Here is a 22,221-nt window from a genome sequence, read left to right on the forward strand (position 1 = left end):
TCAAACAGCATCTCGTGGGTTTGCAGCGGGTAAGCCCGCACCAGAAACGCCCGGCTGTGTGACAGCTTGATATGGGCCACCTGGAGCTTGACCCGTTCACCGCCGATATTGGCCCAGTCTTCGCTCCAATCAAACTGGAATGCCTCGCCGGGCTGAAACACCAACGGCACAAAGGTGCCACGTCCGGTCGTTTGCTCCGCCCGATGTCGATCGGCATGCCACACACGGGCAAAGGCCGCCACACGCCCGTACGAACCATCATAGCCAAGCTTGACCAAGTCAGCATGCATCTGCTTCACGGTTCGACGTTCCTTGCGTGGCCTCCGCGTCTGCGCCAGCAACCAGGCCGACAACCGATCCGCATACGGATCCAGCTTGCTCGGCCGGGATGGCGTCTTGAACTTCGGCTCCACCGCGCCCTCGCGCAGGTACTTCCTGATGGTGTTGCGAGACAGGCCCGTCCGCCGGGCTATCTCGCGGATTGGCATTTTGTCACGCAATGCCCAGCGTCGAATAACACTCAAAAATCCCATGTCGATCACTCCATATCTCCCCGACCGAATCCGTCAGGGCAATGTGTTCACATGGGTCAGTTCTCAGTGAAAATCTGGGGGGCTACCGGGTCACTTCTCAGCGAAAATCAACAGGCATCCTCTGCCAGATCCCACAGCGGGCCGTGACCACCGGGATAAAAGATCGCGTCAAACCCATCGGCATCAATCGATGACAGCACCTTGGTGTCGGCGAGCACCTTTTGTGCGTCCGCGTCAAGCTTGAAACGCTGGGTCGCCTCGGTCTGCGCATCGTCAGTGTCACTGCCGGGATCCAGGGGCGGCTGACCGCCCTTGGGCGAGGCGAGTGTGATGTCAGCGGCTGCGTCCTTGAAGACGTAATAGGGGGCCGCGAATTCCTCGAGCCAGAAGCCGGTCTTCTTGCCGGTGTCGCCAAGTTTGTCGTGCGATGTAAGAACCATCAGAATTTTCATGGTCGTAATCCTTTTACTGTGTGTTCGGATAAATCTTGCGATCCGCGGACGTGTCACGCTTGGCCAAGATAACAAACGGCGCTGTCTTCCGTTCCGGGAGATCGATCACTTTCCTTGCAAGCCACGTCCAAATGCGCAGTGCGACCGGATCGACATCGTCCCCGTGATCGTTTGGGACGCTCGCCGAACTTTTAAAAAGCTAGGACGTCTTGCGGCTCATAGCAGCGGCTTCGGACGCGATTCCGGGGATGTCAGATCTGTGGATGCCGATATCCGCCCGTTCCCGGTCAGACATTGCCGAAAGCTCGCGCCATGTCCGGTCGTAGACGGCTCGTGCCCTGCGCCGTTCAGCGTGATCGGCTCTGAACTGATGGATCGTATCAAGGAATCCCTCGAAGGGATGGACGGTGAGAATATTTTGAAGTGTCATGTCTTCGGTCTTTCGTTTCAAATGGTGGAATTCGATCCACCGCGTATCGCCAAACTGTGAGTTCGGCTCGTTCCGGATGCCGGCGATCGGCAAAGGGACGTCAACTCTGTTCAAATCTGACAGTGAACGGTCCCGGACAGACTGCTGCCGCAACTCCTGAGCGAGCAGACGCCAGAGGTCAGGCCGTTGCGTTGTCGATAGGTTTCTGGTGCGTGAGAACACCGCGCAGGTTGGACAAGCCAGCCTTGATGGATTTGGCGAGGTATTCGCTGCGCATCTGGTGCGCTTGATGGATGATCTTTTCGATTTCAGCCTGCGTCGGCTTTTCGAAATTCATGTGCGTGCTCATCTTTGCTTCTTTCATATTAATGAGGCGTCGTTGGTTGGCACGAACATATGAGTGAGTTGCCGTTTACCTAACCATAGTCGGTATGCTCTGTTTGCATGGCGATGGGGCGGATCTTGCAATCTTTGAGCGGGTACGGAGCTTGGCATGCAGGTTCTGAAATACTGCGGTTCAGGTCCGTTTCAGTCTTCGTGAGAATTTGCGTCCTCATGCAAGGACCGAAGATCCGGTCGCGCGCGAAACGTAACGTTCTGTCCGCCCTCAGGTCCTGCACGGCAGCCTTTATGTCAGCCGACGATGCTTGAACAAAAGGGCGGATGCCGGGCTGAGATGCCGACGGCCGCGAATTATGTGAAAATGTCCGCTGTTTATGGTAGGTGGGAAGAACGTCCTCTCTGCTGACCAGACAAGACTGAGAATTGCGTGTGGCTTCGCCAGTTGAATGGTCCAACAGTGACGAAAGACATGACTGGCATTTGGCGGAGCCTTTTGAAAGAAGATAGGAAAATATATGATCGACCAGAAAGAGATGAAGGCCAAAGCTGAGGCCGCGATGAAGGAATGGCAGGCCCAGATTGATAAGCTGTACGCGGAGGCCAAAGCGGCACAGGGCGATGCAGAGGCCAAATATCGTGAGCAGATCGCGGAACTGGAAAAGAACCGCGATGAAATGCGCACTAAAATGAACGAGGCCATGGATGCTTCGGAGCAGGCTTGGAAAGAAATGCAGGGTGGTTTTGAAAGCGCGTGGAAATCGATCTCTGACAGCTTTGAAAAAGCGCGGAGGAAGTTTTAGAGCAGGCTGAACGATAGGGCGGCCAGACCGCATCAATGGTTTACCTGGGCTCAGGCCTTCGGGAAAGGGACTGCGGCATTCAAGCGATTTTGCGCAATCAAAGTGATCCGCCGAAGCGGTCCTGTCAGCTCTGTTCGTGTTCGCCCTGCGTTCTTTCGAGGCCTTCGGCTGCGGTCCTTGGGGTACATGCTTCGGTTCGTGGTCAGCGCGGGGGCTGCCAACATGATGCTGGTTCGATGTAATTCCGATGTACCCCTCTCGTAGGCGTGCTTGATTAAAGTCAGCAACGGTCCAGACCCCGTCGTCCCTGCGGAACCCCGAAGGCCTGCGATCAAGCAGGCAACGGTTAGGGATTAGCGACGCGTTCAGACCATTTTTTTGGCGCGGCTTCAGATTGGTATTCAGAGGTGGTCCTCGAACCTGACGCGTGAGATCGCGCGCCCCCTTGAGGTCAAAGTTCCGGAGCAGACCTCTCAGGGACAGTTCCAACGCGATCATGTTCTGCTGAAGGGCTTGGCGCGCGCCGAATACAGTGCGGGTTACAGCATCTCATCGCCAATATATGAAGAGTGCAGCGAGGGCGATTGCGGATAGGAAGACCTTTGGGCAGCGGTCTTACCGTGTTGCAACACACCGCCGGTTCTTCAATCTGCCGAACACAATTTCGATCACTTCGATCAGGTCATCGTCGATGACAACGGGCCCATCCAGCAAAGGCACGGTCTGGTCATTTCCGATCTCGGATCGCGGGTGTTTTCTGTCGCGGATCATGACGGTTTCGGCTTCGATATCCACGTCATCCCGTCGAAATGGATCATATGGTCAGGGTTTCGATCTCGAGCACGATATCTGAGCGGGTGCCATCAAATCCAACACGATGCCACACGATGTGGCTATCCATCACCGAAAGTATGGGACACCCTTCGGCGAAGGGTTGGGTCGCCAGATCAGCAACAACAGAACCGCCCGACTGGCGACCAACGGCGTGAAGGCCGTCAAAAAGCACTCCTATGCCGTCCGGGACGCGCCCGGTGCGCAGAGCCTCGATCAGTGGCTTTGTCGACGGCTTGTTCCGGCGGCCAATGCCAATCACGGACATCTCGCCAATCGTGACAAGAAGGCCTGCATACATGACGCTGGAAAAGCGAATGGCCTTTGGGTCGCTGCCGAGGCGCCGTTCCCAAAGCTCGGTGTATTCGGCATGCACGCCAGTTTCGACCATACGTCCTTCAGCATCAAAGCTTATTTCGCCCACGTCCGGCGCATCTGGCGTGCCGTGAAGGTTGATCTCGCGATGCCAGGTACACTGGTCGCCTCGCAACGTGACATGCCCGGCAAACCCTTCGGCCTGCGCCAGCTTTATCAGGTCATCTGCGGAAAGAGCATCGAGCGCTGATACATTCGACAGATCTGGACGATCGCGCGGGATGCGCACATCGGCATAGTCCAGACCCACCTGCGCCCAATGGACACGTGTGGTATGATCTTCGAAACTTGGGGCTTTTATCCAGTCCCGGATCCAGTGCCCCTGAATGTCGTTTTCCAGACTCACTCGGCAGCCAGTTTGGCAGAGGTTATGGCATCGATGATCTGATCTGCCGAAAGTACAGAGCCCTCCTGAAGGTATTCCATGGCATTGAGCGAGGCTTGATGCGCTTCTGGCGAGGTGCCGCCTACGCAGTCGGCGACGACGCGACAATAGTAGTCGTGCTGGTGGCCATCGGCAAAGCTGTAATGGACGCATACATCCGTCATGCCGCCGATCATGATCAGTGTTTCGGCCTTCAGACCTTTGAGCAGGATTTCGGTTTCGGTGCCGAAGAACACGGAATAGCGCCGTTTGTGCACAAAATAGTCGGTTGGTCGCATGTCCATCTCTTCCCTGGCGACCGGCGTGCCCGGCTCACCTTCGAGACAATGGATGTCTTCGGTGCCGTCAAGCTCGCGGCCATAGTCGATCAGGTCGCGGCGGTGGATTTCCTGAAAGAAGATCACCGGGATGCCCGAGTCATGTGCGGCGTCTACGACGCGTTTGGCGCGCTCCATGTTGTCGCGGTATCCGGGCATACAGGGAATACCGGCCTTGTGATCCATGAAGGCGGATTTCTGGATGTCGATAACCATCAGCACAGGCTGTCCGACGAGGGTGGGTTGGCGCGGCATTGGACTTCTCCTTACTTTCGGGATTGATCGGCGCCCATCAGGCGCGGCAGGTCACCCCAGCGGGCAATGGCGGAAAAAACCAGCACCGACACTGCAAGGAAGGTGATGGCAGCGACCGCCATGGTCGGCGTGTAGCCGTTCCGAAGGGAGTTGAAAATTTGCAGAGTGACCGTCGCATAGGACGACGCCGAGACGAAGAAGATCACGATGAATTCGTTGAACGACAAGACGAGCACAAAGAAGAAGCCGGAGATCGTATAAGGAACTGTCTGCGGCAGAACCACGGTCTTGAAGGCCACCTGCTCGGTCGCGCCCATGGTTGCGGCAGCGTCCAGATGCGATCGGTCGATGGATTGCAACCCGATTGAAATGGTCACCAGCGGCAGCGCCATCAGCAGGATTGCGTGGCTGATGACGCCAGCCCAAAGCGCGCCCAATCCACCGGTGAAGGCCCAGAAAAATCCAAGGCCAACACCAAACACGATCGGCGGCACGGCAAAGGGGAGTGAGCCGAGGCCCGCAAGCGTCTTGGACAGTTTCGAGCCTGTGGACCAGAGCAGATATGCAATCGGCCAAGCCATCAGGACCGCGAGCGTCGCTGCACCCACCGCGACGATTATCGAGTTCCACAGCGCGTTGGTCCAGACCGGTTCGGAGACAAAGAACTCGCCAAAACGTGCCAAGGTTGGGTCTTGGGGCGGAAAGAACATGCTGCGGCCCGAATTCAGCGCAGCTGCGCAAACCACGACGATGGGTAACGCGAGCAGGAGCGCCGAAAGCCCCATGTAAAAAGCCCCAAATATCCGCATCAGCGCACCTCGGACCGACGATTGAAGACATGCCCGAGGTACAGGCATGCACTCGCAGAGATCAAAAGCATTATGGCTTGGGTTGCGCCAAAAGGCGCGTTCAGGTTTGCGCCGCGAATGTTGGAATAGATGGCCACGGCCGTGGTATGCTTGTTTGGCGCGGCAAAGACGGTGATCGATACATAGGTGCCCAGAAGAAAGACGAAGAGCAGCAGCGTTGTTCCGAAAAGTGGCAGGCGGATCGAGGGTAGCGTTACAGTGCGCGTGACCGTCCAGCGGCTAGCCCCCATGGTGCGCGCAGCCTCTGACAGAGAGGGATCAAGGCGGGACAATGCAGGATAAAGCAGGATGACCGCATAAGGCCACACAAGATAACTCATCGTCAGGATCGTGGCGAAATCAGATGTCTTGAATTTGACGTTGCGCGGATTGGCGAGGCCCCAGTCTCGCAAATGCTGGAACCAGCCCACATCCTTCAGCCACTGGGTCAGGCCGGTCTCTTTGAACAGCTTGGGCAAGCCGGAGTTGTTGGATAGAAGGATGTCCCATCCCATCACTATGAAAACTTCCGACAGCGACAGCGACGCCATAATGAAAACCAGCCACATCGCCTGTGATGTGCGTTTGAGCCGGGTCAGCTGCAAAGTGAACGGCAGCGCGGTCAACACCGCCAGCAGCGAGGCGATCACGGCGAAGTAGAACGAAAAGCCAAGTTGCTGAAGGTATAGGAATGTCACCTCGTCGGGCCACAGCACCCCGACAAAGAAGCGCTGGTAGTTGTCGAATGTAAAATCCCAAACCCATGCCGCGCCATCGACTTTGCGCCCGAAGGAAATCGCGAGCACCAAAAGGAACGGCAAAACGCAGAAAACCACGATGATGGATGTCAACAGGCCAAGCAGGATGGTTTTGGCAGGCAACGTGCTGACCCGTCGCTCAGGCCGGTCCGCTCGGGATACGCTTATGTCATCGGCAATTGTCACGCGGCCCTGGCCCCGGGAAACACCTGTAGCGCATCGGGTGGAAGGCGCACGGTGGTCGTATCGCCCTTCACCAGGCTTGGACCGGTTTCGCCTGCTGCGTATTCAACGATAATCGGCCCGATCTCGGACTGCAGGTGATATTCGCGCAAAGGACCAAGGTCACGAACAAACATGACACGCGCCGGTATCCGGTTTTCGCCCGGGTCGTCATCGATACATGTGCGCTCGGGCCGGATTGCCACTCTGACCAGGCTGCCTGACTGAAATCCCGCCTTCGCCTTCAGGCGACAATCACCAACCTGTATCGCCCCGTCCCGATAGACACCGTCGAAAAAATTGGCCTTGCCGATGAAATCGGCAACAAATGCGTTGGCTGGCTTATGGTAGACGTCCTGCGGTTTGGCGATTTGTTCGACCCGGCCGTTGGACATGACGACAATCTGGTCCGCCATGGTCATCGCCTCGCGTTGATCGTGTGTGACAACAATGGTTGTGATCCCCAGACGTTGCTGCAACAGGCGCAGCTCCACCTGCATCTCTTCGCGCAGCTTTGCGTCGAGCGCAGACATCGGTTCATCCAGCAAGAAGACCTCAGGCTCCTGCGCAAGTGCCCGCGCGATGGCCACGCGCTGGCGTTGACCGCCCGAAAGCTCGCCGATCCGACGGTCGCCAAACCCCACAAGCTGCACTGTCTCAAGAAGCTCGTTTGCTTTTTCGTAGGCTTGAGCCTTTGGAACTCCGTCAATGATCAGGGAATAGGCCACGTTCTCGCGAACGGAGTAATGCGGGAACAGCGCAAAGCTCTGAAACACCATCCCGAACTTGCGCTTGTGCGCCGTCAATCGGGTGATGTCGGTGTCGCCGAGCAGAATAACTCCCCGGGTCGGTTCCTCCAGCCCTGCGATCATGCGCAAAAGCGTCGTCTTACCGCATCCCGACGGACCAAGAAGTGCTGTGAGCTCCCCTTTTGCAAAGGTCAGGTCGGTGGGTTCAACGGCGCGGGTATTTCCAAATGACTTGGAAATACCCTTGAGAACAAGACCCCCCATGCGCTCAGGACGCAGCCAGCATTTTGTCCCAGCTTTCCTTGATAAAGGTCTCGTTGTCGAGATACGCCTCGTAGGCGGGTCTGATGGCAGGTGCACCGGAGACAAAGTTGAACTCTTCGTCTGTCAGGTCGGTCATCGACTTGTCGACCAGAGGCGCAGTGCCGATTTTACGGCTCATCAGAGCCTGAATGGCAGGATCTGACGAGAAGTTCATAAACTCGGCCGCTTCGGCAGCCTTGTCCGAGCCTGCCGTCAGGCACCACGAGCCGTAATCCTGTAGATTGCCCTCTTTGGGGAAGGTCGGTTTGATTGGGAAGCCGTCCAGCGCCATCAGATTGGCCACGTCGAGATAGTATTGCCCGGCAACCACGTCGCCGTTCTTCATGGACTGTTCCATTTGGCTTTCTGCCGTCCACCACAGTGCCACATTTGGCTTCAACTCCGCGATTTTTTCGAGGATGGCAATAACCCCGTCGTTGGACATCATCGTTTCTGTGCCGTCAAAGAACGTCGCCGCAGTAAAGTCGAAAAGGCCGGCATTATAGTTGCGGCCCATGCCCAATGACGCCTCAAAGCGGTCTGTGTCCCAGAAGTCCGCCCAACTGGTCGGGGTCTCCACCTCGTTCGGGTTGAACACCATGGCCGAGAACCAAGACATCGCGCCGACGCCTTGTGGGCCTTCGTTGCCTTCAAAGACAAAATAGCTGTCGAGGTTACTGGCGGCTTTGATCTTGCTCAGGTCCAGCGGCGCAATCAGTTCGCCGATACGGCTGGCCTTGATCATCGAATCGCGCGCAAACAGCGAGATGTCCGTTGGGATGTTCCCGGCAGCCACGGCCTGTTGCATCGTCACCAGCCAGTCCGAAGAGTTTGGCTGCGTGATGCTTTCCACCGCGATCCCGGTCGCTTCGGTGAATGCCGGATAGACATGTTCCTTGAAGCTGTTTTCAAAGTAGCCGCCATAGGATCCGATCCGCACGCTGCGTGATTGCGCAATCAACGGTGATGCAAGTGTCGAGGCGGCCAGCCCTGCGACACCGGATTTCAAGAGCGTTCGTCTGTTCAGCTTGGACATGGTGTTTCCTTTCAACTCCCCACGACTCGGGCCCTTGGATAGGTCGGGCGCGCATTCTGTTTCTTCAGTGTCAGGAGCGGCCAGTTGGCCCCAATCCGTCAACGCAACTGACCCGAAATGCACCATTCGTCAGGTCGACTGCTTAAAATGAAGGCAAACCGTCCGGACAAATGATCTTTCTTAGACGCCGCAGAGTCATCGACGACGTGATCAGTGCATGCTCCAACTCAATGCATGTATGGGGACAAACAATGGCTGAAGCAGGCAATACAGAACTCAAGGCGCTCACGACAGACGATGCGACTTTGCCCGTCATCGATCTTTCGGGGCTTTTCTCCGGCGATGACGCAGAAAAGGCGCGCGTTGCCGCCGAGTTGGGCGAAGCTGCACGGACATCGGGATTCTTCTACATCACCGGCCACGGCATTCCGCAGGATCAAATCGACGCGACCTTTGCCGCCTCAAAGGAGTTCCACGAAAAGCCGCGAAGCTTCAAAATGAAGTATTGGTCAGGCTTCACCACCAACCATCGTGGGTACGTCCCATTCGAAGAAAATGGGACGGATTTTCCCAAGGTCATGAATTTCAACGAGGCATGGGACATGTCTTTTGAGGCGCCTGCGGACCATCCCGACTACCTCGCGGGATGGCGTATGACGGGTCCAAATGTGTGGCCAGACATCCCCGGTTGGCAAAAGACAGTCGCCGGCTACTACGATGCCATTTTCAACCTCGGACTGCGGATGCTTGACGCCCTGGCGCTTGAACTCGGCGTGCCAACCGAAGACCTGACCCGACAGATCACATGCCCGACATCCCAATTGCGCCTGTTGCGTTACATCAAGAACGAAATGCCGCAGACCAAGGACATGACAGGTATCTCGGCCCATTCCGATTTCGAGTGCTTCACCATCCTGTTGCAGGGCGCGCCCGGGCTGCAGGTGATGAATGCAGATGACGTGTGGATCGAAGCACCGCCCATCCCGGGTACCTTTATCGTAAACATCGGCGACATTTTCGAGACGTGGTCCGGTGGTCAGTTCAAGTCAACGCAACACCGGGTCATAAACACCGGTAGGGAGCGCTACTCAATGCCGCTCTTTTTTGGCCTCGACTATGACGCGATTGTCGAACCCTTGGAAAAGTTCCGCACGCCTGAAACGGTCGCAAAATATCCGCCTATGAAGGCAGGTGACCACCTGATGCGCATGTCGCTACACGCGTTCCGCTATATGGCTGACGCCAAAGAAAACGGGATTTTTACGCCGGACTACGAGGTGCCTGAAGAGAACCCCTTCAAACGCGAGGCAAAAGAGCCGGCTGAGTAATATGGATCCGCACCCTGATTTCGCTGATGTCGTCCTGCCGCGCGACTTCGCACTCGGCACATATCGCCTGACGCCATTGTCGCCGGACTTCGTGGACGAAGACTTTGACGCTGTAATGGCGGCAGGGCCTTTGATGACGGGCATCTTTGGAAGCTGGCCGGAGGGTCTGACGCGCGCGGACAATCTGATCGATCTGGCCTGGCATGAACGCGAATTTACGGCGCGTCGGTCGTTCTCGTGGATCGTCCGCGACCCATCGGGCGAATACCTCGGCTGCTTTTACGTTTTCCCGACCCTTGGAAGGCGTGGTCATGCCAAGGCCGTTCTCTGGCTATGTGAAATGCCAGACCGATCAGGCGTGGCCCAAACGTTGCAAGCGGCGTTGAGCGCCTGGCTGGCCGAGACTCTGCCACCGGGCATCGTAATCACCTGGGCAATTCGCCCTGAATTGGACTGACATCATGACATTGCCCGTTGCCGACGCCTGGTTCGAAGCTAAAAGAATTGACGCAGATACGACGCTGATCATCGAGCCGCATATCCATGTGTTGGAACAGGCCAACATGTTTCTTGTCGAAGGCAGCAAGCGCGACATGATTCTCGACACCGGAATGGGGGTGATCCCGTTCAAACCCTATCTCGATACGTTGCGCCGGGATCCGGACAAAGAGATCATTTGCGTGTCATCCCACACCCACATCGACCATATCGGCGCGGTGCATGAGTTTGATACACGTCTTGTCCATCCCGCCGAGGCTAAGGAAATGGCGCAGCCTTCGGGCCTGAACACGCTGTTTCGGCGTGATATGCCGGAACGATTGCTGCAAACATTTCTCGACGCGGGCTACCCACCCATCGGCGAAACCCTGATCGAAGCGCTGCCGTTTCAGGGGTACGATCCCGAGAGCTACCGCCTGACCGGGGCGCCTGCCACTGGACTTCTCAACCACGGCGACACGGTCGATCTTGGCAATCATATCTACGACGTGTTGCATCTGCCTGGGCACTCTCCCGGCGGCATCGGATTGTTTGAGACGTCGACCGGTGTGCTCTTTGCCGCCGACGCAATTTATGACGGGCCGCTGATCTACGAAGGACCGGGGATGAGCGTGGAGGATTACAGGGCAACGTTCGATCTGTTGAAGTCGCTGCCTATCACAATAGTTCACGGCGGGCATGACCCAAGCTTTGACCGCGCCCGCATGCTTGAGATCATTGCGCATTACGAAGCACTTTGGGACGCAGCCTGACGGCTCAGATTACCTCCCGACCGCTCGCACAATTCCAGCAGCCTGCTCAGCGGATGCTTTCGGCGCACTGTTCGAAGAACCAACAGATCACCCCTCTGGAGTGAAACTCCGGGATATTTGTCGCAAAGTGCGTCGCACAGTCGTGAGTGCTGACAATCCATCAACATTGGCGCATGATTTTGCGCAGTTGACCTGTGCTCTCTTGCCTCGCGCGGTTTGCGTCCGGATTGCTGATGTCTCGTCAGATCCAGAGTGCGTTGGCCTAAGCAAATTTGCCTTGTCGCGTCATCTGCCAATCAGCACGATGCTGGTCTGCCCCCTTGCCACGAGGTGGTCTGACAAGAAAAGTTATGGGCAAGTGCCTTCCGATGGCGGGGTGCGAAAACCAATCCCAAGGTGCCTAACGGTCTCTGACGGACGACCTAATCAATCTGAGAAGAATACGGTTTGCTTTGGGTTCAAAGAAGGAATTCAGGCTAAAAATACCATAACTTCAATGGAGTAGGGGGTGATAGGCATGTAATCTCCACAGACAATTGAACGCTTCTTTTTTGCATGGATATTTGGCTTCTTGTGTCGGTCGAAAGAAGGCGTCTTACCCACAGCCTGCTCACCGGAACCGCGTAAGCCGATCAAAGACTGAACGAACAGCTGGACCGCTTCAATATGCTCTCATTCAAGAAACTCGACGGGACGCTCCCATTGAATAAAGACGGCGCAACCGGACTTGGACCAAACGGAATGAGACGTCCCCTGCGGGTTCAGTATAACCGTTCCCTTTCCGTAATCCCCGCGTTCATCTGATTGGATACCTTCAAGAACAAGGATCGTTTCCAGCCCAGTGTGCAAATGCAGAGGCACTTTTGCGCCGGGTGCATAGCGCAAGATCGCGACTGCGGGTGAGCCTTGCTGAATGTGATGAATCTCAACCCCTTCGCGAAAGTAGGAAAAGGGCAAGTCCGTCCACGTGTCGATTAATTCGGAGAGTACGATTGGATTATTCATTCAGGGCAACCTCCAGTTCAGCACAAGTTGCAGTCCAGCCGACGATGGCGCCTTGCGCCCGGATCATGTCCAGTGTCGCGGCTTTGAAGGCGGGAAAATAGCTTTCGGTTGCGTCCTCGATCAGAAGGCTGTCAAAGCCGCGGTCGTTCGCCTCGCGCATTGTCGTTTGCACGCAAACTTCTGTTGTAACACCTGCAAAGATCAGCGTTTTGGTTCCGAGCTTGGCCAGGTGATCTGAAAGGCCAGTCGCGTAAAACGCGCCCTTTCCCGGCTTGTCGATGACCAATTCGCCCACGATGGGATAGACATCGGGGATGATGTCGGCGCCACGCTCTCCGGCGATCAGAATGCGGCCCATCGGTCCGGGATCTCCGATGCGCAAGTCTGGGTTGCCGCGGTCGCGTTTGGCTGCGGGCAGGTCAGACAAGTCGGGTTTGTGACATTCGCGGGTGTGGATGACGGGTACGCCATGGGCGCGACAAAGTGCGATCAGGGCGGCCGTGGTCGGCACAATGGATTGCAACAGGCTGACATCATTGCCTAGCGTTTCGCCGAAACCGCCCGGTTCGATAAAGTCGCGCTGCATGTCAATGACAATGAGCGCGGTGGTGACGGGTTCAAAGTCAAATGCAAAGGGCAGGGCGGTTGCGATCCGAGCCATCAGGCGTGTCCGCCCATGTAGTGCCCGATTGTGGCTATATCGGCCTCCGCGATCGGTGTGTCATGGGCGATGCGCCCCTCAGACATCACAAGAACACGGTCGGACAGTTCCATGATTTCATCCAGGTCCTCTGACATGAGTAGTATCGCTGCGTTTTTGTTGCGTGCGCTCATGATGCGGGCGCGAATCTCGCTAACGGCGGAAAAATCAAGGCCAAAACAAGGGTTCGAGATCACCAGGAGATCAACCTCGCCCGACAATTCGCGCGCCAGCACCGCGCGTTGGACGTTGCCCCCCGAAAGCGATTGCACCGGGCTGTCCAGCGAGGCGGTCTTGACCTTGAAGGCTGAGACCAGGTTGGCGGCGCGGTCGCGCATGTCACGCGGTGAAAGCCAGAACCGTTTCGATCCGTCGTGGACGTCAAAACTGCGAAAGGCAATGTTTTCCGTAACCGACATCCGTGGGGCACAGGCATTTTGCAAAGGTTCTTCTGGCAGGTACCTGACGCGGTTACTGAAGGCTTCTTTGCGCGAGGCGCCATAGGGCGCGCCCTGAACGAGGACCTGGCCGCTTAGGAGCGCACGTTGGCCGGTCAGGATTTCCATCAATTCCATCTGACCGTTGCCGGATATCCCCGCGATCCCGACGATTTCACCTGCGTGCACGGTCAGGTTGGCAATTTCGATGCCCTTGTGTCCCGATCTGTCTTGCGCGCGGACGCCCTGGACTTGCAAAACCGGTGCGCCAGCGCCCCCCGTGCGTTCGCCAGGTTCGGCCAGTGTCGCGTCCCCCATCATCATCGCCGCCATATCCGCGTGGGTCAGATCGCTCACCTTGCCGCTGCCCACCAACTTGCCGCGCCTCAGGACCGAGACCTCATCGGCATAGGCGGTGACTTCGCGAAACTTGTGCGTGATCATCAACACCGAGATGATGCCGTCCTCGCACAGCTTGCGCACATGGCCCAGCACCTCGTCTGCTTCGTCCGGGGTCAACACCGAGGTCGGTTCATCAAGGATCAGAAAGCGGCGGCCAAGATAGAGCTGTTTTAGGATTTCAAGCTTTTGCTTTTCTCCGGCGGCAAGGGCGCGGACCGGCTGATCCAGTGGCACTTGAAACGGCATTTTTGCCATGAACGCCTGCAACGCCGCGCGTTCGGCGCGCCAGTTGATCACCTGCGGCGCGTCTTCGCGACTGATCACCAGATTTTCTGCCGCAGTCAGTGATGGCACCAGCGTAAAATGCTGGTAAACCATGCCAAGGCCGAGGGTATGGGCCGCCTTTGGGTCGGCAATGCGGGCTTCTTTCCTGTTCACCAACATTTCGCCGGACGTGGCGTGATAAAAGCCCATCATGCATTTGACGAGCGTTGACTTGCCTGCGCCGTTTTCGCCCAGCAGGGCATGAAAACTGCCCGGTTTGATATGGATGGAGCAGTCGTCCAGCGCGGTAAACGCACCGAACCGCATCGTCATATGTAGGGTTTCGACCTCGATGGCGCCGTCGATGTCTGTCATGGCAATTGGTTCAACAGTGTTTCGCTGTCGCTGACCGCGCCGAACACGCCGCCCTGCATCGTTACCATCTTCAGGGCGGCCTCGTGGTTGCCCTTGTCGGTCGCCCCGCAGCAATCAGACAGCACAAGGCATTCAAAACCTCGGTCATTGCCTTCGCGCATGGTGGTCGAGACACAGACGTCTGTGGTGATGCCGGTCAGAATGATATTTTCAATGCCACGCGTGTGCAGGATCATTTCCAGATCGGTCGCGCAAAAGCTGCCCTTGCCAGGCTTGTCGATGATCGGCTCGCCTACAATCGGGTAAAGTTCGGGGATGATGTCCCAGCCGGGTTCGCCCCGCACAAGGATTTTGCCGCAAGGGCCGGGATCGCCGATACCTGCGCCGATTTGTCGACTGCGCCAACGTTTGTTTGCGGGCAGGTCGGCAAGGTCGGGACGGTGGCCTTCGCGGGTGTGGATGATGTGATAGCCCTTCGCGCGCATGGCGGACAGAACGCGTTTGATCGGTTCAATCGGGGCCTGCGTCATTGACAGATCATAGCCCATCTTGTCGACATAGCCGCCTTCACCGCAAAAGTCGGTCTGCATGTCGATGATGATCAGCGTGGTGTTTTCAGGGCGCAGATCTCCGTTGTATGGCCACGCATATGGGTCTGCCGTGATGGTGTGAAGGCCCGCATCCTTCATTCTGCGGCCTCTTGTTTTGTCATGGTGTAGCTCTGAGTGGACGCGGGAAAGCCAAAGCCCGTGCCATCGGTGACTTTCACTTCGTCTTCCCATGGCAAACGGTACTGCCCGGCGGCCAGATCGGTCATGTAGGTATAGGGGCAATCCTGCGCCCCGCCCTTGACTGCCACATAGCCGCGATGGCCAAATTGGTAGATATTATTCTCCACCCCCCAGTTGATCCGCGCCTCGCGCACCAGATCGGGGCGTACTTCGGCAGTTATGATTTCATCCACCCGGCCGGAGGTGCCGTGCGCGATGATGCTGCCGTCAAAGTTGCAGATCATCCCTTCGCCCATGGAGTCAAAAGTCCCATCAGAGCCGCACATGCAGACATTGGCCGTGACCATGAGGTTGCAGAATGCATTGGATTGATTGGTGAACTTCCAACTGTCACGGATGGGTGCGGTGTAGCCTGCCGTGCGCAGCATGATCTCGGCCCCTTTATAGGCCGCCTCCCGCGCCATTTCCGGGAACATGCCGTCGTGACAGATGATCAGCGACAGTTTGCAGCCCTTGGGCCCGTCGATCACCGGAATGCCGCCATCGCCCGGCGCCCAGGGCTCTACCGGCACCCATGGATGCATTTTGCGATAATACAGCTTTACCTGACCTGTGTTGTCGATGATCAGCCCGGTGTTCCAGGGCATGCCGTCTGGGTTCTTTTCCATGATCGAAAAGCAGCCCCAGATGTCGTTGTCGATGCAGGCCTGTTTGAAGGCTGCGACCTCGGGGCCGTCCATGCTGCACATGATGTCGGGGTTGATGTCCATCGACAGGCCATGCAGCGCATACTCGGGAAAGACGACGAGATCCATCGTGCCCATATTGCGCCGCGCCTTGGCCGTCATCTGAACGATGCGCGCAGTTTGCGCGGCAAGGTCAGCCGGGGTGACGACCAGCGGCAGTTTCAACTGCACCAAGCCGATGACCACACCGTTGGGTGATTTGTTCAGACCTCCAAGACCGTTCATTTTGTTCTCCTATTTGGTTATGCTCAACTCGCCCGGTGCGCCGGTCATGGCGCGCGAGGGGGAGGAGGTTGCGATCAGGACGCCCAGTGTCAGCACGTAGGGGGCGGCGAAAAACAGATAGTATCCTTCCGAAATCCCGACGGATTGCAGGGTCGGGCCAAGCGCACCTGCGCCGCCAAAGAGCAACGCCGCGCCAAAACAGGCTATGGGATTCCAGCGCGCGAAAATCACAAGGGCCACAGCCATCAGGCCCTGACCCGAAGAGATCCCTTCATTCCAGCTGCCGGGATAGAACAGAGACAGATATGCGCCACCCACACCGGCAAAGGCGCCGCCTGCGGCTGTGGCCAGCGTGCGGATCAGGGCAGGGCGTAGGCCCATGGCGCGCGCCGCGTCGGTGCTGTCACCTACGACACGTACAATCAGTCCGACCTTGGTCGCGCGGAACATCCACCACATGCCAAAGGCCAGAGCTGCCCCTATCAGGAACAGCACGTTGACCCGCAAGGCGGCTTTGACCTGCGGCACATCGGACCACCAGCCAAAGTTGATCGATGGCAGGTCCGGAGCCACAGGCTGGACATAGGGTTTGCCGAAATAGAACGCGAGACCCATACCGAGGATCATAATGGCGATGCCCACCGCGATGTCATTCACCCTTGGCAAGGAACAGATCAGCCCGTGGGTCAAACCGAAAAACGCGCCGCCAAGGGCCGCGGCCAAGACGCCAAGCCAAGGGGATCCTGTCAGGTAGGCAATGGCGTAGCCGGACATCGCGCCAAAGACTAACGTGCCTTCCAGTCCCAGGTTGATGCGACCGGACCGTTCGGTCAGCACTTCGCCGAGGCTCACGAACAGAAACGGGGTCGACACCCGGATCGCGCCCCCAAGAATGGCAAGCGGGATCACCCAAAGTCCCAGATCATTTTCCATCGCCGGTCCTCCAGCGTTCGGGGGTAAATATCTTGAACCGGCCGTAAAGCGTATCGCTCATCAGAATCGACACAAAGACAAAACCTTGCAGGACAAGGGTCGTGGCGTCGGGCAAATCCATCCGCCGTTGGGTCAACCCTGAGGCTGCCTCGAACCCCGCAAGCAGGATGGCCACGGGGATGATCGCAAGCGGATTGTGGCGGGCAAGAAAGGCGATCAGGATACCGGTGTAGCCATAGCCCGACGCCAGACTGGCGTTGGCGGATCCGTGGACAGCGGCGACTTCGAAAAAACCCGCAAGCCCGGCAAGCGCGCCGCCGAGGGCGGTGAAGCCGATGATCAGAGGGCCGACAGCCAGACCCTGCACCTGTGCGGCGCGCATGTTTCCGCCTGCTATCCGGGCGGCAAAGCCCCATGTCGTCTTGTCGATCAAGACCCAGGCGAGGACGCAGCAGAGCACGCCAAATGCAAGGCCCCAATGCACCTCCCACCCTGGGATGTCGCCGACACGCAATGGCGTTGGCAAGGGGGCGGTGGAGGGTTTGTTCAGGCTTTCAGGGTCGCGCAACGGACCCTCAACAAGGTGGTTCATCAGCGCGATAGCGATATACGCCATCAACAGGCTGGCAATGGTCTCGTTGACACCGCGGTAGTAACGTAAGGCCCCCACAGCGCCGATCCACAGACCGCCGATGATCATGGCAAAAGCCGCCATCAGCGGCAAGGCAATCAGACCTATTGCACCGCTGAGTGCCACACCTGCGGCCCCGGCAGCCACGCCCCCCAGCACCATGGCGCCCTCTCCACCGATGATCACAAGGCCAAGGCGCGCGGGCAGGGCGACACAGAGCGCTGCAAAGAGCAAAGGCGCGGTGCGCGATAGTGTGTTTTGCCATGAAAACGCGGTGCCAAACCCAGCGCGATAGGTCAGCGCAAAAAAGTCGGCTGGGGATTTGCCCTGTACCAGCAGAAAGATGCTGAACACAGCAAAGCCGACGAGCAATGCGGCGACGGGAAGTACAACGGCTTCGGCGCGTCGCGCAACCTGGCCCAACACGCGGCTTGACGCGGGCAGGGCCAGAGGTGCCTGTGCTGCATGATCTGTCATGAGTGCCCCCGGCGCCTGCGATCAGGAGGTTGAGCCGATCACGCCCTCGACCAGATAGTCCATGCTTTCGAGCGCAATATCGTTTTCGACCAAAGCCTCGCCCGCGCTCAGAAGTGCCGCCCCTGAGTTATCGTTCAGCGGTCCTTTGATGGCTGCAAAGCCACCTGCCATGATCTCGGCCTTCACGGATTCGAACTGTGCGCGTGATGCGTCGGATACGGCGGGACCCAATGGCGACATCTTGATGAATCCATCGGCCAGCCCGCCGCGCACAAAATTCCCGATTGTGCCGCCATCCAGCATAGTCTGAACCATGCCGGTGTAAACGCCCGCCCAGTTCCATTCTGCACCTGTCAGGTATTTCTCCGGCGCGAGCGGTGACTGATCGGCGTGGTAGCCACAGACAAAACAATCACGTCCCGCGGCGGTTTCCATGACGACCTTGGGCCCATCCACGTGGCAAGTGATGACGTCACAGCCCGCATCCGCCAGTGCATTTGTTGCCTCGGCCTCTTTGACAGCAAGCGACCATTCGCCGGTAAAGATGACCTGGCAGGTAATCTCCGGATCAACCTGCCGCGCGCCCAACAGGAAGGAATTGATGTTGAGCAAAACCTGCGGGATCGGCTTGGCTGCGACAAAGCCGATCTTTTTTGTCGTTGTGGCGTGCCCTGCGGTGATCCCGTTCAGGTATTGCCCCATGCCGATATAGCCGAAGTATGACCCGACATTGGTTGGCATCCCGTCCGTCCACAGACCGGCGGCGTGCTGGAACCGCACGTCGGGGTGCCTTGGAGCGACCTCGAGAACATGCGGGTTGAAGTAGCCAAAAGACGTGGGGAAGAGCAGCTTGGCGCTGTCGAAATTGATCATGGATTCCATCGAGTTCTGGACATCGGTGGTTTCAGCGACGTTTTCTTCTTCTACAACAACGACGCCATCCATGGCCTTTACTGCGGCTGCCCCTTCAGCATGTGCCTGATTGTAGCCGAAGTCATCCTTTGGTCCGACATATATGAAACCGACGGTCATTGGGGAATGCGCGGCTGCGGTCGCGATTTGAGGGAGCGCCGTCGCGCTGGCGAGTGCTGCCGTCCCTTTCAGAAATCCCCGGCGAGAAAATGGTGTAATCGGCATGAAGTGCTCCTTTGGCATTGGCTAAACGCGGCAGCGCTGTTTGGGGCATATCGCCCAACTGCATCTTTGAGGCTGAGCATGACCCCATCCAAGCGTTGTTGTCGTCTGCTAAGATTTCACCGGAATGGTGCAAAAAATGCATCGTTCGTCGTTTGGCGCTGCACAAGTGCAAACGCGGGGCGATGACGCCAAGGATGCGCGTGGTGCAAGATGGTGATGCAGTCCGCGTTTCGCCGTTCTGCCGACAGGACCTAATGATGGATTACTGCGTGGGCCGTCTCGCGATCTAGATCAGTGCGCCGCCCGCTGTTCTAACGCGGCAACAAGTTGCTGGCCAAACTTGGAGGATGCAACGGGCAGGGTGCGGCCTTTCTTTTGACCCAACAGAAGACGCCCCACCGGAACGTCCCGTTCTGCCAGGGGCCGATGGGCGATCGTGTCCTGTTTTTCGGCGCTCAGACCAATGGGGATTTGAAATCCGACCGCATCTTCGCAGGTGACGTAGTGACGGATCAGGTCGAAGGACTCGGTTTCCACAATCGGCGCAAGGCTGCGACCTTTGCGCGCCGCGGCCAGTTCCAGCAAGTGGCGCACGCCGTATGCGGCGGAGGGCAAAACCAGTTTATGCGCCAAACAATCGTGCAGACGCAATTCGGGCTTGCGCGCCATGGCGTTTTCACGCTGGAAAACGGCGTGAACCGGCTGTGGCAGAGCATACAGAACCTCGAAATCAACCAGATGAACGGGTTCGAAAACAAGGGCGAGATCACTGCTGAACGACGCCAGATCCTGCTCTGCCTGGGTGCGGTCGCGTACGTTGACCGTAAAGCTGACGCCGGGATGCGCGGCCCGATAGATCGCGATCTGGTCAGGCATGAAATAGGGCAGCAGGGCTTGGGAGCAGGCGATAGAGATATGGCCCCGCCGTTCCCCCGACAGATCGGCGACCTGGGATTGAACGCGTGCCAGATCGGTTCGTTGCAGGCCGATGTGCTGCATCAAAAGCTCGCCTGCCGGGTTCAGGCGCATGCCGCGCGGCAACCGTTCAAAGATCGGCCAGCCAAACTCCTGCTCGAAGTTCTGGATGCGCCGGTTCAGGGCGGACGCAGTGAGGTGTGTATCTTCCGCGGCTTTGCGAATTGATCCCGCGCGGACGACGGCTTCGATCAATTCGAACGTCCTGAGATACTTCATGAGGCAATCCTCCCTGCAAGCGCTGCAAAAAATGCACCGCGTATGTGATTTTATAGCATTAGAATTTGACGCTTTTCCAGCGCACCGTTGTCGCAACCATCGAATCCCGAAACATTTTAGCCAACATCGAGAAGGCAGAATTCATGACCGATCAGACCACCCGTCGTAATTTCTTGAAAATGGGGGCCGCCAGCGCCTCTGTCTTGCCGTTCCTGCGCGATGCCCGCTGCCGCCCAAGGGTCGGACACGTTGGTCGTGGTGTCGGGACAGACAATCAATTCGCTCGATCTGCACCGGTCCGGCACCAGCCGCGCATCCTATCAGGTCGGGGTCAATTGCTATGACCGGCTGGTATCCTTTGGCACCAAGGAAGCCCCAGGTGGCGGTTACTCGTTTGATTACGGCGTCGTCGAGCCGGAACTCGCCGAAAGCTGGACAGAATCTGACGACGGTCTGACGCTGACATTCAAGCTGAAGCCTGACGCGAAATTCTGGGACGGGCGCAAGGTCACGGCTGCTGATGTGAAATGGTCGTTTGATCGCGCCGTTTCTGTTGGTGGTTTCCCAAGTGTACAGATGAAGGCCGGTGGGTTTGTCCGCCCCGATCAGTTTGAAGCCGTCGATGACGAGACATTCGTGATCAAGCTGGATTTCCCCTCAAAGCTCTCGATTCCGGATCTGGCAGTGCCTGTTCCCTATATCATCAACTCGGTCGAGGCGCTTGCCAATGCCACAGAGGAAGATCCATGGGCGCTGGAGTACTTGCACATGACTCCCGCCGGGTCGGGCGCATTCAAGATCGCTCGATGGACCCCCGGCGAACAGATGGTTTACGAGCGCAATGATGACTGGGTCGGTGGCCCGTTGCCCGCGCTCAAGCGTGTGGTCGTGCGCGAAGTGCCCAGCCCGGCCACGCGGCGCGCGCTGGTTGAACGTGGAGACGTACAGGTTGCTTTTGACATTCCAGACAAGGATGCCGCCGAGCTTGCAGAGACGCTGGACGTGTTTTCGACCCCGGTCGTGAACTGCATGTTCTGCCTGTGCCCAAACTTTGCCTTCGAGCCATTCCAAGACCCCGACGTGCGCAAGGCGCTTGCCTACGCGATCCCCTATGCGGACATCTTTCAGGCCGCAGCGTATGGTCGAGGCGTGCCACTTTGGGGCGGTGAGGAAGAGATCAACGACATCGCGTGGCCGCGCAAGTCACAATACTATACCGACCTGGAAAAGGCCAAGGAACACATGGCCAAGTCAGGCTTTGCGGAAGGCTTCGACGTGCCGCTTTCAATCAGCCTCGATCTTGTGTCCTGGATGGAGCCAACAGCGATTCTGATACAGGAAGCGCTTGGCCAGATCGGGATCACGGTCGAGATTGAAAAAATCCCGGGTGCGAATTGGCGCACGGCATCTTTGGTTGAAAAGCGTTTGCCGCTGCACCTGGAAACCTTCGGGGGCTGGCTCGACACGCCGGACTATTATTTCTTCTGGGCATATCAGGATGGCCACCTGTTCAACTCCTCGAACTACCGGAATGAAGAGATCGAAGAACTGACGAATGCGACATTGCACATGCCGATGGATGATCCTGAATATGCGCCCAAGATCAAACGCATGTTCGAGATCGTGCTGGATGAATTGCCACGCATCCCGCTCTACCAGCCCGCCCTGAATGTCGCGGCCAATGGTGTCGACGGGTATGAGTTCTGGTTCCATCGTCAGTTGGACATCCGTCCTTTGAAGACTGTCTGAC

23 protein-coding genes and 3 pseudogenes are annotated in these 22,221 nt (G+C 57.5%); 5 read left to right on the plus strand and 21 right to left on the minus strand.

Annotation, left to right across the window (positions count from 1 at the left end; genetic code table 11):
• The 4 genes and pseudogenes from LC354_RS10205 to LC354_RS10220 form a co-directional block, all read right to left on the minus strand.
• Positions 1 to 533 (minus strand): helix-turn-helix domain-containing protein (locus LC354_RS10205; protein WP_317849302.1); only part of this gene is annotated, 533 nt, incomplete at its 3' end.
• A gap of 113 nt (positions 534 to 646) precedes the next feature.
• A pseudogene (locus LC354_RS10210) lies at positions 647 to 985 on the minus strand (type 1 glutamine amidotransferase domain-containing protein); the annotation flags it as partial.
• Positions 986 to 1,184: 199 nt separating this feature from the next.
• A complete protein-coding gene (locus tag LC354_RS10215) occupies positions 1,185 to 1,415 on the minus strand; it encodes a DUF1127 domain-containing protein (RefSeq protein ID WP_223423491.1) in 231 nt (76 codons plus the stop codon).
• A gap of 178 nt (positions 1,416 to 1,593) precedes the next feature.
• Positions 1,594 to 1,764 (minus strand): RSP_7527 family protein, encoded by a 171-nt coding sequence (locus LC354_RS10220; protein ID WP_223423493.1) that lies wholly within the window; start codon positions 1,762 to 1,764, stop codon positions 1,594 to 1,596.
• Between the two features lie 508 nt (positions 1,765 to 2,272).
• Here LC354_RS10220 and LC354_RS10225 point away from each other — a divergent pair.
• Entirely contained in the window at positions 2,273 to 2,557 is a 285-nt protein-coding gene (locus LC354_RS10225) for a sll1863 family stress response protein (protein WP_223423495.1), read from the plus strand.
• Between the two features lie 404 nt (positions 2,558 to 2,961).
• Here LC354_RS10225 and LC354_RS28250 read toward each other — a convergent pair.
• From LC354_RS28250 to LC354_RS10260, 8 genes and pseudogenes are all read right to left on the minus strand, one after another.
• Positions 2,962 to 3,094: pseudogene (locus tag LC354_RS28250) on the minus strand (IS110 family transposase); the annotation flags it as partial.
• Between the two features lie 12 nt (positions 3,095 to 3,106).
• Positions 3,107 to 3,226: pseudogene (locus tag LC354_RS10230) on the minus strand (IS5/IS1182 family transposase); the annotation flags it as partial.
• 145 nt (positions 3,227 to 3,371) lie between these two features.
• Positions 3,372 to 4,109, minus strand: a complete 738-nt coding sequence (locus LC354_RS10235) for a hypothetical protein (protein ID WP_223423496.1) — start codon at positions 4,107 to 4,109, stop codon at positions 3,372 to 3,374.
• Positions 4,106 to 4,720 (minus strand): cysteine hydrolase family protein, encoded by a 615-nt coding sequence (locus tag LC354_RS10240; RefSeq protein WP_223423498.1) that lies wholly within the window; start codon positions 4,718 to 4,720, stop codon positions 4,106 to 4,108. The genes LC354_RS10235 and LC354_RS10240 overlap by 4 nt, the downstream gene beginning before the upstream one ends.
• Positions 4,721 to 4,731: 11 nt before the next feature.
• Positions 4,732 to 5,529 (minus strand): ABC transporter permease, encoded by a 798-nt coding sequence (locus LC354_RS10245; RefSeq protein WP_223423500.1) that lies wholly within the window; start codon positions 5,527 to 5,529, stop codon positions 4,732 to 4,734.
• Positions 5,529 to 6,449, minus strand: coding sequence for an ABC transporter permease (locus tag LC354_RS10250; protein WP_223423501.1), 921 nt, complete (start codon positions 6,447 to 6,449; stop codon positions 5,529 to 5,531). The genes LC354_RS10245 and LC354_RS10250 overlap by 1 nt, the downstream gene beginning before the upstream one ends.
• Positions 6,450 to 6,508: 59 nt before the next feature.
• On the minus strand, positions 6,509 to 7,561 hold the full coding sequence (locus LC354_RS10255) for an ABC transporter ATP-binding protein (protein WP_223423503.1): 1,053 nt from the start codon (positions 7,559 to 7,561) through the stop codon (positions 6,509 to 6,511).
• Between the two features lie 4 nt (positions 7,562 to 7,565).
• Positions 7,566 to 8,636: an extracellular solute-binding protein gene (locus LC354_RS10260; RefSeq protein ID WP_223423504.1), complete on the minus strand. Its 1,071-nt coding sequence runs from the start codon at positions 8,634 to 8,636 to the stop codon at positions 7,566 to 7,568.
• Positions 8,637 to 8,887: 251 nt separating this feature from the next.
• On the opposite strand from LC354_RS10260, the gene LC354_RS10265 reads away from it, so the two are divergent.
• Genes LC354_RS10265 through LC354_RS10275 form a run of 3 tightly spaced genes read left to right on the plus strand, consistent with a single transcriptional unit; the run spans position 8,888 to position 11,214 of the window.
• The gene (locus LC354_RS10265; RefSeq protein ID WP_223423506.1) at positions 8,888 to 9,964 is read left to right on the plus strand and encodes an isopenicillin N synthase family dioxygenase; all 1,077 of its coding nucleotides are present in this window, start codon (positions 8,888 to 8,890) and stop codon (positions 9,962 to 9,964) included.
• Between the two features lies 1 nt (position 9,965).
• Complete coding sequence (locus LC354_RS10270) at positions 9,966 to 10,421, plus strand: hypothetical protein (protein ID WP_223423508.1); 456 nt, start codon at positions 9,966 to 9,968, stop codon at positions 10,419 to 10,421.
• 4 nt (positions 10,422 to 10,425) lie between these two features.
• Positions 10,426 to 11,214 carry an MBL fold metallo-hydrolase gene (locus LC354_RS10275; RefSeq protein WP_223423509.1) on the plus strand — a complete coding sequence of 263 codons (789 nt, stop codon included), beginning with the start codon at positions 10,426 to 10,428 and terminating at the stop codon, positions 11,212 to 11,214.
• Between the two features lie 672 nt (positions 11,215 to 11,886).
• Here the strand turns inward: LC354_RS10275 and LC354_RS10280 are convergent.
• The 9 genes from LC354_RS10280 to LC354_RS10320 all read right to left on the minus strand — a co-directional run bounded on the left by LC354_RS10280 (position 11,887) and on the right by LC354_RS10320 (position 20,471).
• The gene (locus tag LC354_RS10280; RefSeq protein WP_223423511.1) at positions 11,887 to 12,219 is read right to left on the minus strand and encodes a cupin domain-containing protein; all 333 of its coding nucleotides are present in this window, start codon (positions 12,217 to 12,219) and stop codon (positions 11,887 to 11,889) included.
• Entirely contained in the window at positions 12,212 to 12,880 is a 669-nt protein-coding gene (locus LC354_RS10285; RefSeq protein WP_223423513.1) for a cysteine hydrolase family protein, read from the minus strand. The genes LC354_RS10280 and LC354_RS10285 overlap by 8 nt, the downstream gene beginning before the upstream one ends.
• Positions 12,880 to 14,397, minus strand: a complete 1,518-nt coding sequence (locus tag LC354_RS10290) for an ABC transporter ATP-binding protein (RefSeq protein ID WP_223423515.1) — start codon at positions 14,395 to 14,397, stop codon at positions 12,880 to 12,882. The genes LC354_RS10285 and LC354_RS10290 overlap by 1 nt, the downstream gene beginning before the upstream one ends.
• Entirely contained in the window at positions 14,394 to 15,086 is a 693-nt protein-coding gene (gene biuH / locus LC354_RS10295; RefSeq protein ID WP_223423517.1) for a biuret amidohydrolase, read from the minus strand. The genes LC354_RS10290 and biuH overlap by 4 nt, the downstream gene beginning before the upstream one ends.
• Entirely contained in the window at positions 15,083 to 16,099 is a 1,017-nt protein-coding gene (locus LC354_RS10300; protein WP_223423519.1) for a formamidase, read from the minus strand. Before LC354_RS10300 ends, biuH begins: the two co-directional genes overlap by 4 nt.
• 9 nt (positions 16,100 to 16,108) lie before the next feature.
• Positions 16,109 to 17,032 (minus strand): ABC transporter permease, encoded by a 924-nt coding sequence (locus LC354_RS10305; protein WP_223423521.1) that lies wholly within the window; start codon positions 17,030 to 17,032, stop codon positions 16,109 to 16,111.
• Positions 17,022 to 18,140, minus strand: a complete 1,119-nt coding sequence (locus LC354_RS10310) for an ABC transporter permease (protein ID WP_223423524.1) — start codon at positions 18,138 to 18,140, stop codon at positions 17,022 to 17,024. The genes LC354_RS10305 and LC354_RS10310 overlap by 11 nt, the downstream gene beginning before the upstream one ends.
• Positions 18,141 to 18,161: 21 nt before the next feature.
• On the minus strand, positions 18,162 to 19,277 hold the full coding sequence (locus LC354_RS10315) for a BMP family ABC transporter substrate-binding protein (protein WP_223423526.1): 1,116 nt from the start codon (positions 19,275 to 19,277) through the stop codon (positions 18,162 to 18,164).
• Between the two features lie 291 nt (positions 19,278 to 19,568).
• Entirely contained in the window at positions 19,569 to 20,471 is a 903-nt protein-coding gene (locus tag LC354_RS10320) for a LysR family transcriptional regulator (RefSeq protein ID WP_223423528.1), read from the minus strand.
• 219 nt (positions 20,472 to 20,690) lie between these two features.
• Here LC354_RS10320 and LC354_RS10325 point away from each other — a divergent pair, with 219 nt between their 5' ends.
• Positions 20,691 to 22,220, plus strand: coding sequence for an ABC transporter substrate-binding protein (locus tag LC354_RS10325; RefSeq protein ID WP_223423530.1), 1,530 nt, complete (start codon positions 20,691 to 20,693; stop codon positions 22,218 to 22,220).
• Position 22,221 lies beyond the last annotated feature (1 nt).

The sequence above is a fragment of the Tateyamaria pelophila genome (assembly GCF_019966495.1).
GTDB classification, from domain to species: Bacteria; Pseudomonadota; Alphaproteobacteria; order Rhodobacterales; family Rhodobacteraceae; genus Tateyamaria; species Tateyamaria pelophila.

What these genes read in the sequence shown, in the direction of transcription:
- LC354_RS10310 (WP_223423524.1), bottom strand. Translation starts at nt 18,140, where the DNA reads ATGACAGATCATGCAGCACAGGCACCTCTGGCCCTGCCCGCGTCAAGC.
- LC354_RS10325 (WP_223423530.1), top strand. Translation starts at nt 20,691, where the DNA reads ATGCCCGCTGCCGCCCAAGGGTCGGACACGTTGGTCGTGGTGTCGGGA.
- LC354_RS10285 (WP_223423513.1), bottom strand. Translation starts at nt 12,880, where the DNA reads ATGGCTCGGATCGCAACCGCCCTGCCCTTTGCATTTGACTTTGAACCC.
- LC354_RS10245 (WP_223423500.1), bottom strand. Translation starts at nt 5,529, where the DNA reads ATGCGGATATTTGGGGCTTTTTACATGGGGCTTTCGGCGCTCCTGCTC.
- LC354_RS10320 (WP_223423528.1), bottom strand. Translation starts at nt 20,471, where the DNA reads ATGAAGTATCTCAGGACGTTCGAATTGATCGAAGCCGTCGTCCGCGCG.
- LC354_RS10290 (WP_223423515.1), bottom strand. Translation starts at nt 14,397, where the DNA reads ATGACAGACATCGACGGCGCCATCGAGGTCGAAACCCTACATATGACG.
- LC354_RS10300 (WP_223423519.1), bottom strand. Translation starts at nt 16,099, where the DNA reads ATGAACGGTCTTGGAGGTCTGAACAAATCACCCAACGGTGTGGTCATC.
- LC354_RS10275 (WP_223423509.1), top strand. Translation starts at nt 10,426, where the DNA reads ATGACATTGCCCGTTGCCGACGCCTGGTTCGAAGCTAAAAGAATTGAC.
- LC354_RS10265 (WP_223423506.1), top strand. Translation starts at nt 8,888, where the DNA reads ATGGCTGAAGCAGGCAATACAGAACTCAAGGCGCTCACGACAGACGAT.
- biuH (WP_223423517.1), bottom strand. Translation starts at nt 15,086, where the DNA reads ATGAAGGATGCGGGCCTTCACACCATCACGGCAGACCCATATGCGTGG.
- LC354_RS10260 (WP_223423504.1), bottom strand. Translation starts at nt 8,636, where the DNA reads ATGTCCAAGCTGAACAGACGAACGCTCTTGAAATCCGGTGTCGCAGGG.
- LC354_RS10255 (WP_223423503.1), bottom strand. Translation starts at nt 7,561, where the DNA reads ATGGGGGGTCTTGTTCTCAAGGGTATTTCCAAGTCATTTGGAAATACC.
- LC354_RS10220 (WP_223423493.1), bottom strand. Translation starts at nt 1,764, where the DNA reads ATGAGCACGCACATGAATTTCGAAAAGCCGACGCAGGCTGAAATCGAA.
- LC354_RS10305 (WP_223423521.1), bottom strand. Translation starts at nt 17,032, where the DNA reads ATGGAAAATGATCTGGGACTTTGGGTGATCCCGCTTGCCATTCTTGGG.
- LC354_RS10225 (WP_223423495.1), top strand. Translation starts at nt 2,273, where the DNA reads ATGATCGACCAGAAAGAGATGAAGGCCAAAGCTGAGGCCGCGATGAAG.
- LC354_RS10315 (WP_223423526.1), bottom strand. Translation starts at nt 19,277, where the DNA reads ATGCCGATTACACCATTTTCTCGCCGGGGATTTCTGAAAGGGACGGCA.
- LC354_RS10215 (WP_223423491.1), bottom strand. Translation starts at nt 1,415, where the DNA reads ATGACACTTCAAAATATTCTCACCGTCCATCCCTTCGAGGGATTCCTT.
- LC354_RS10270 (WP_223423508.1), top strand. Translation starts at nt 9,966, where the DNA reads ATGGATCCGCACCCTGATTTCGCTGATGTCGTCCTGCCGCGCGACTTC.
- LC354_RS10240 (WP_223423498.1), bottom strand. Translation starts at nt 4,720, where the DNA reads ATGCCGCGCCAACCCACCCTCGTCGGACAGCCTGTGCTGATGGTTATC.
- LC354_RS10280 (WP_223423511.1), bottom strand. Translation starts at nt 12,219, where the DNA reads ATGAATAATCCAATCGTACTCTCCGAATTAATCGACACGTGGACGGAC.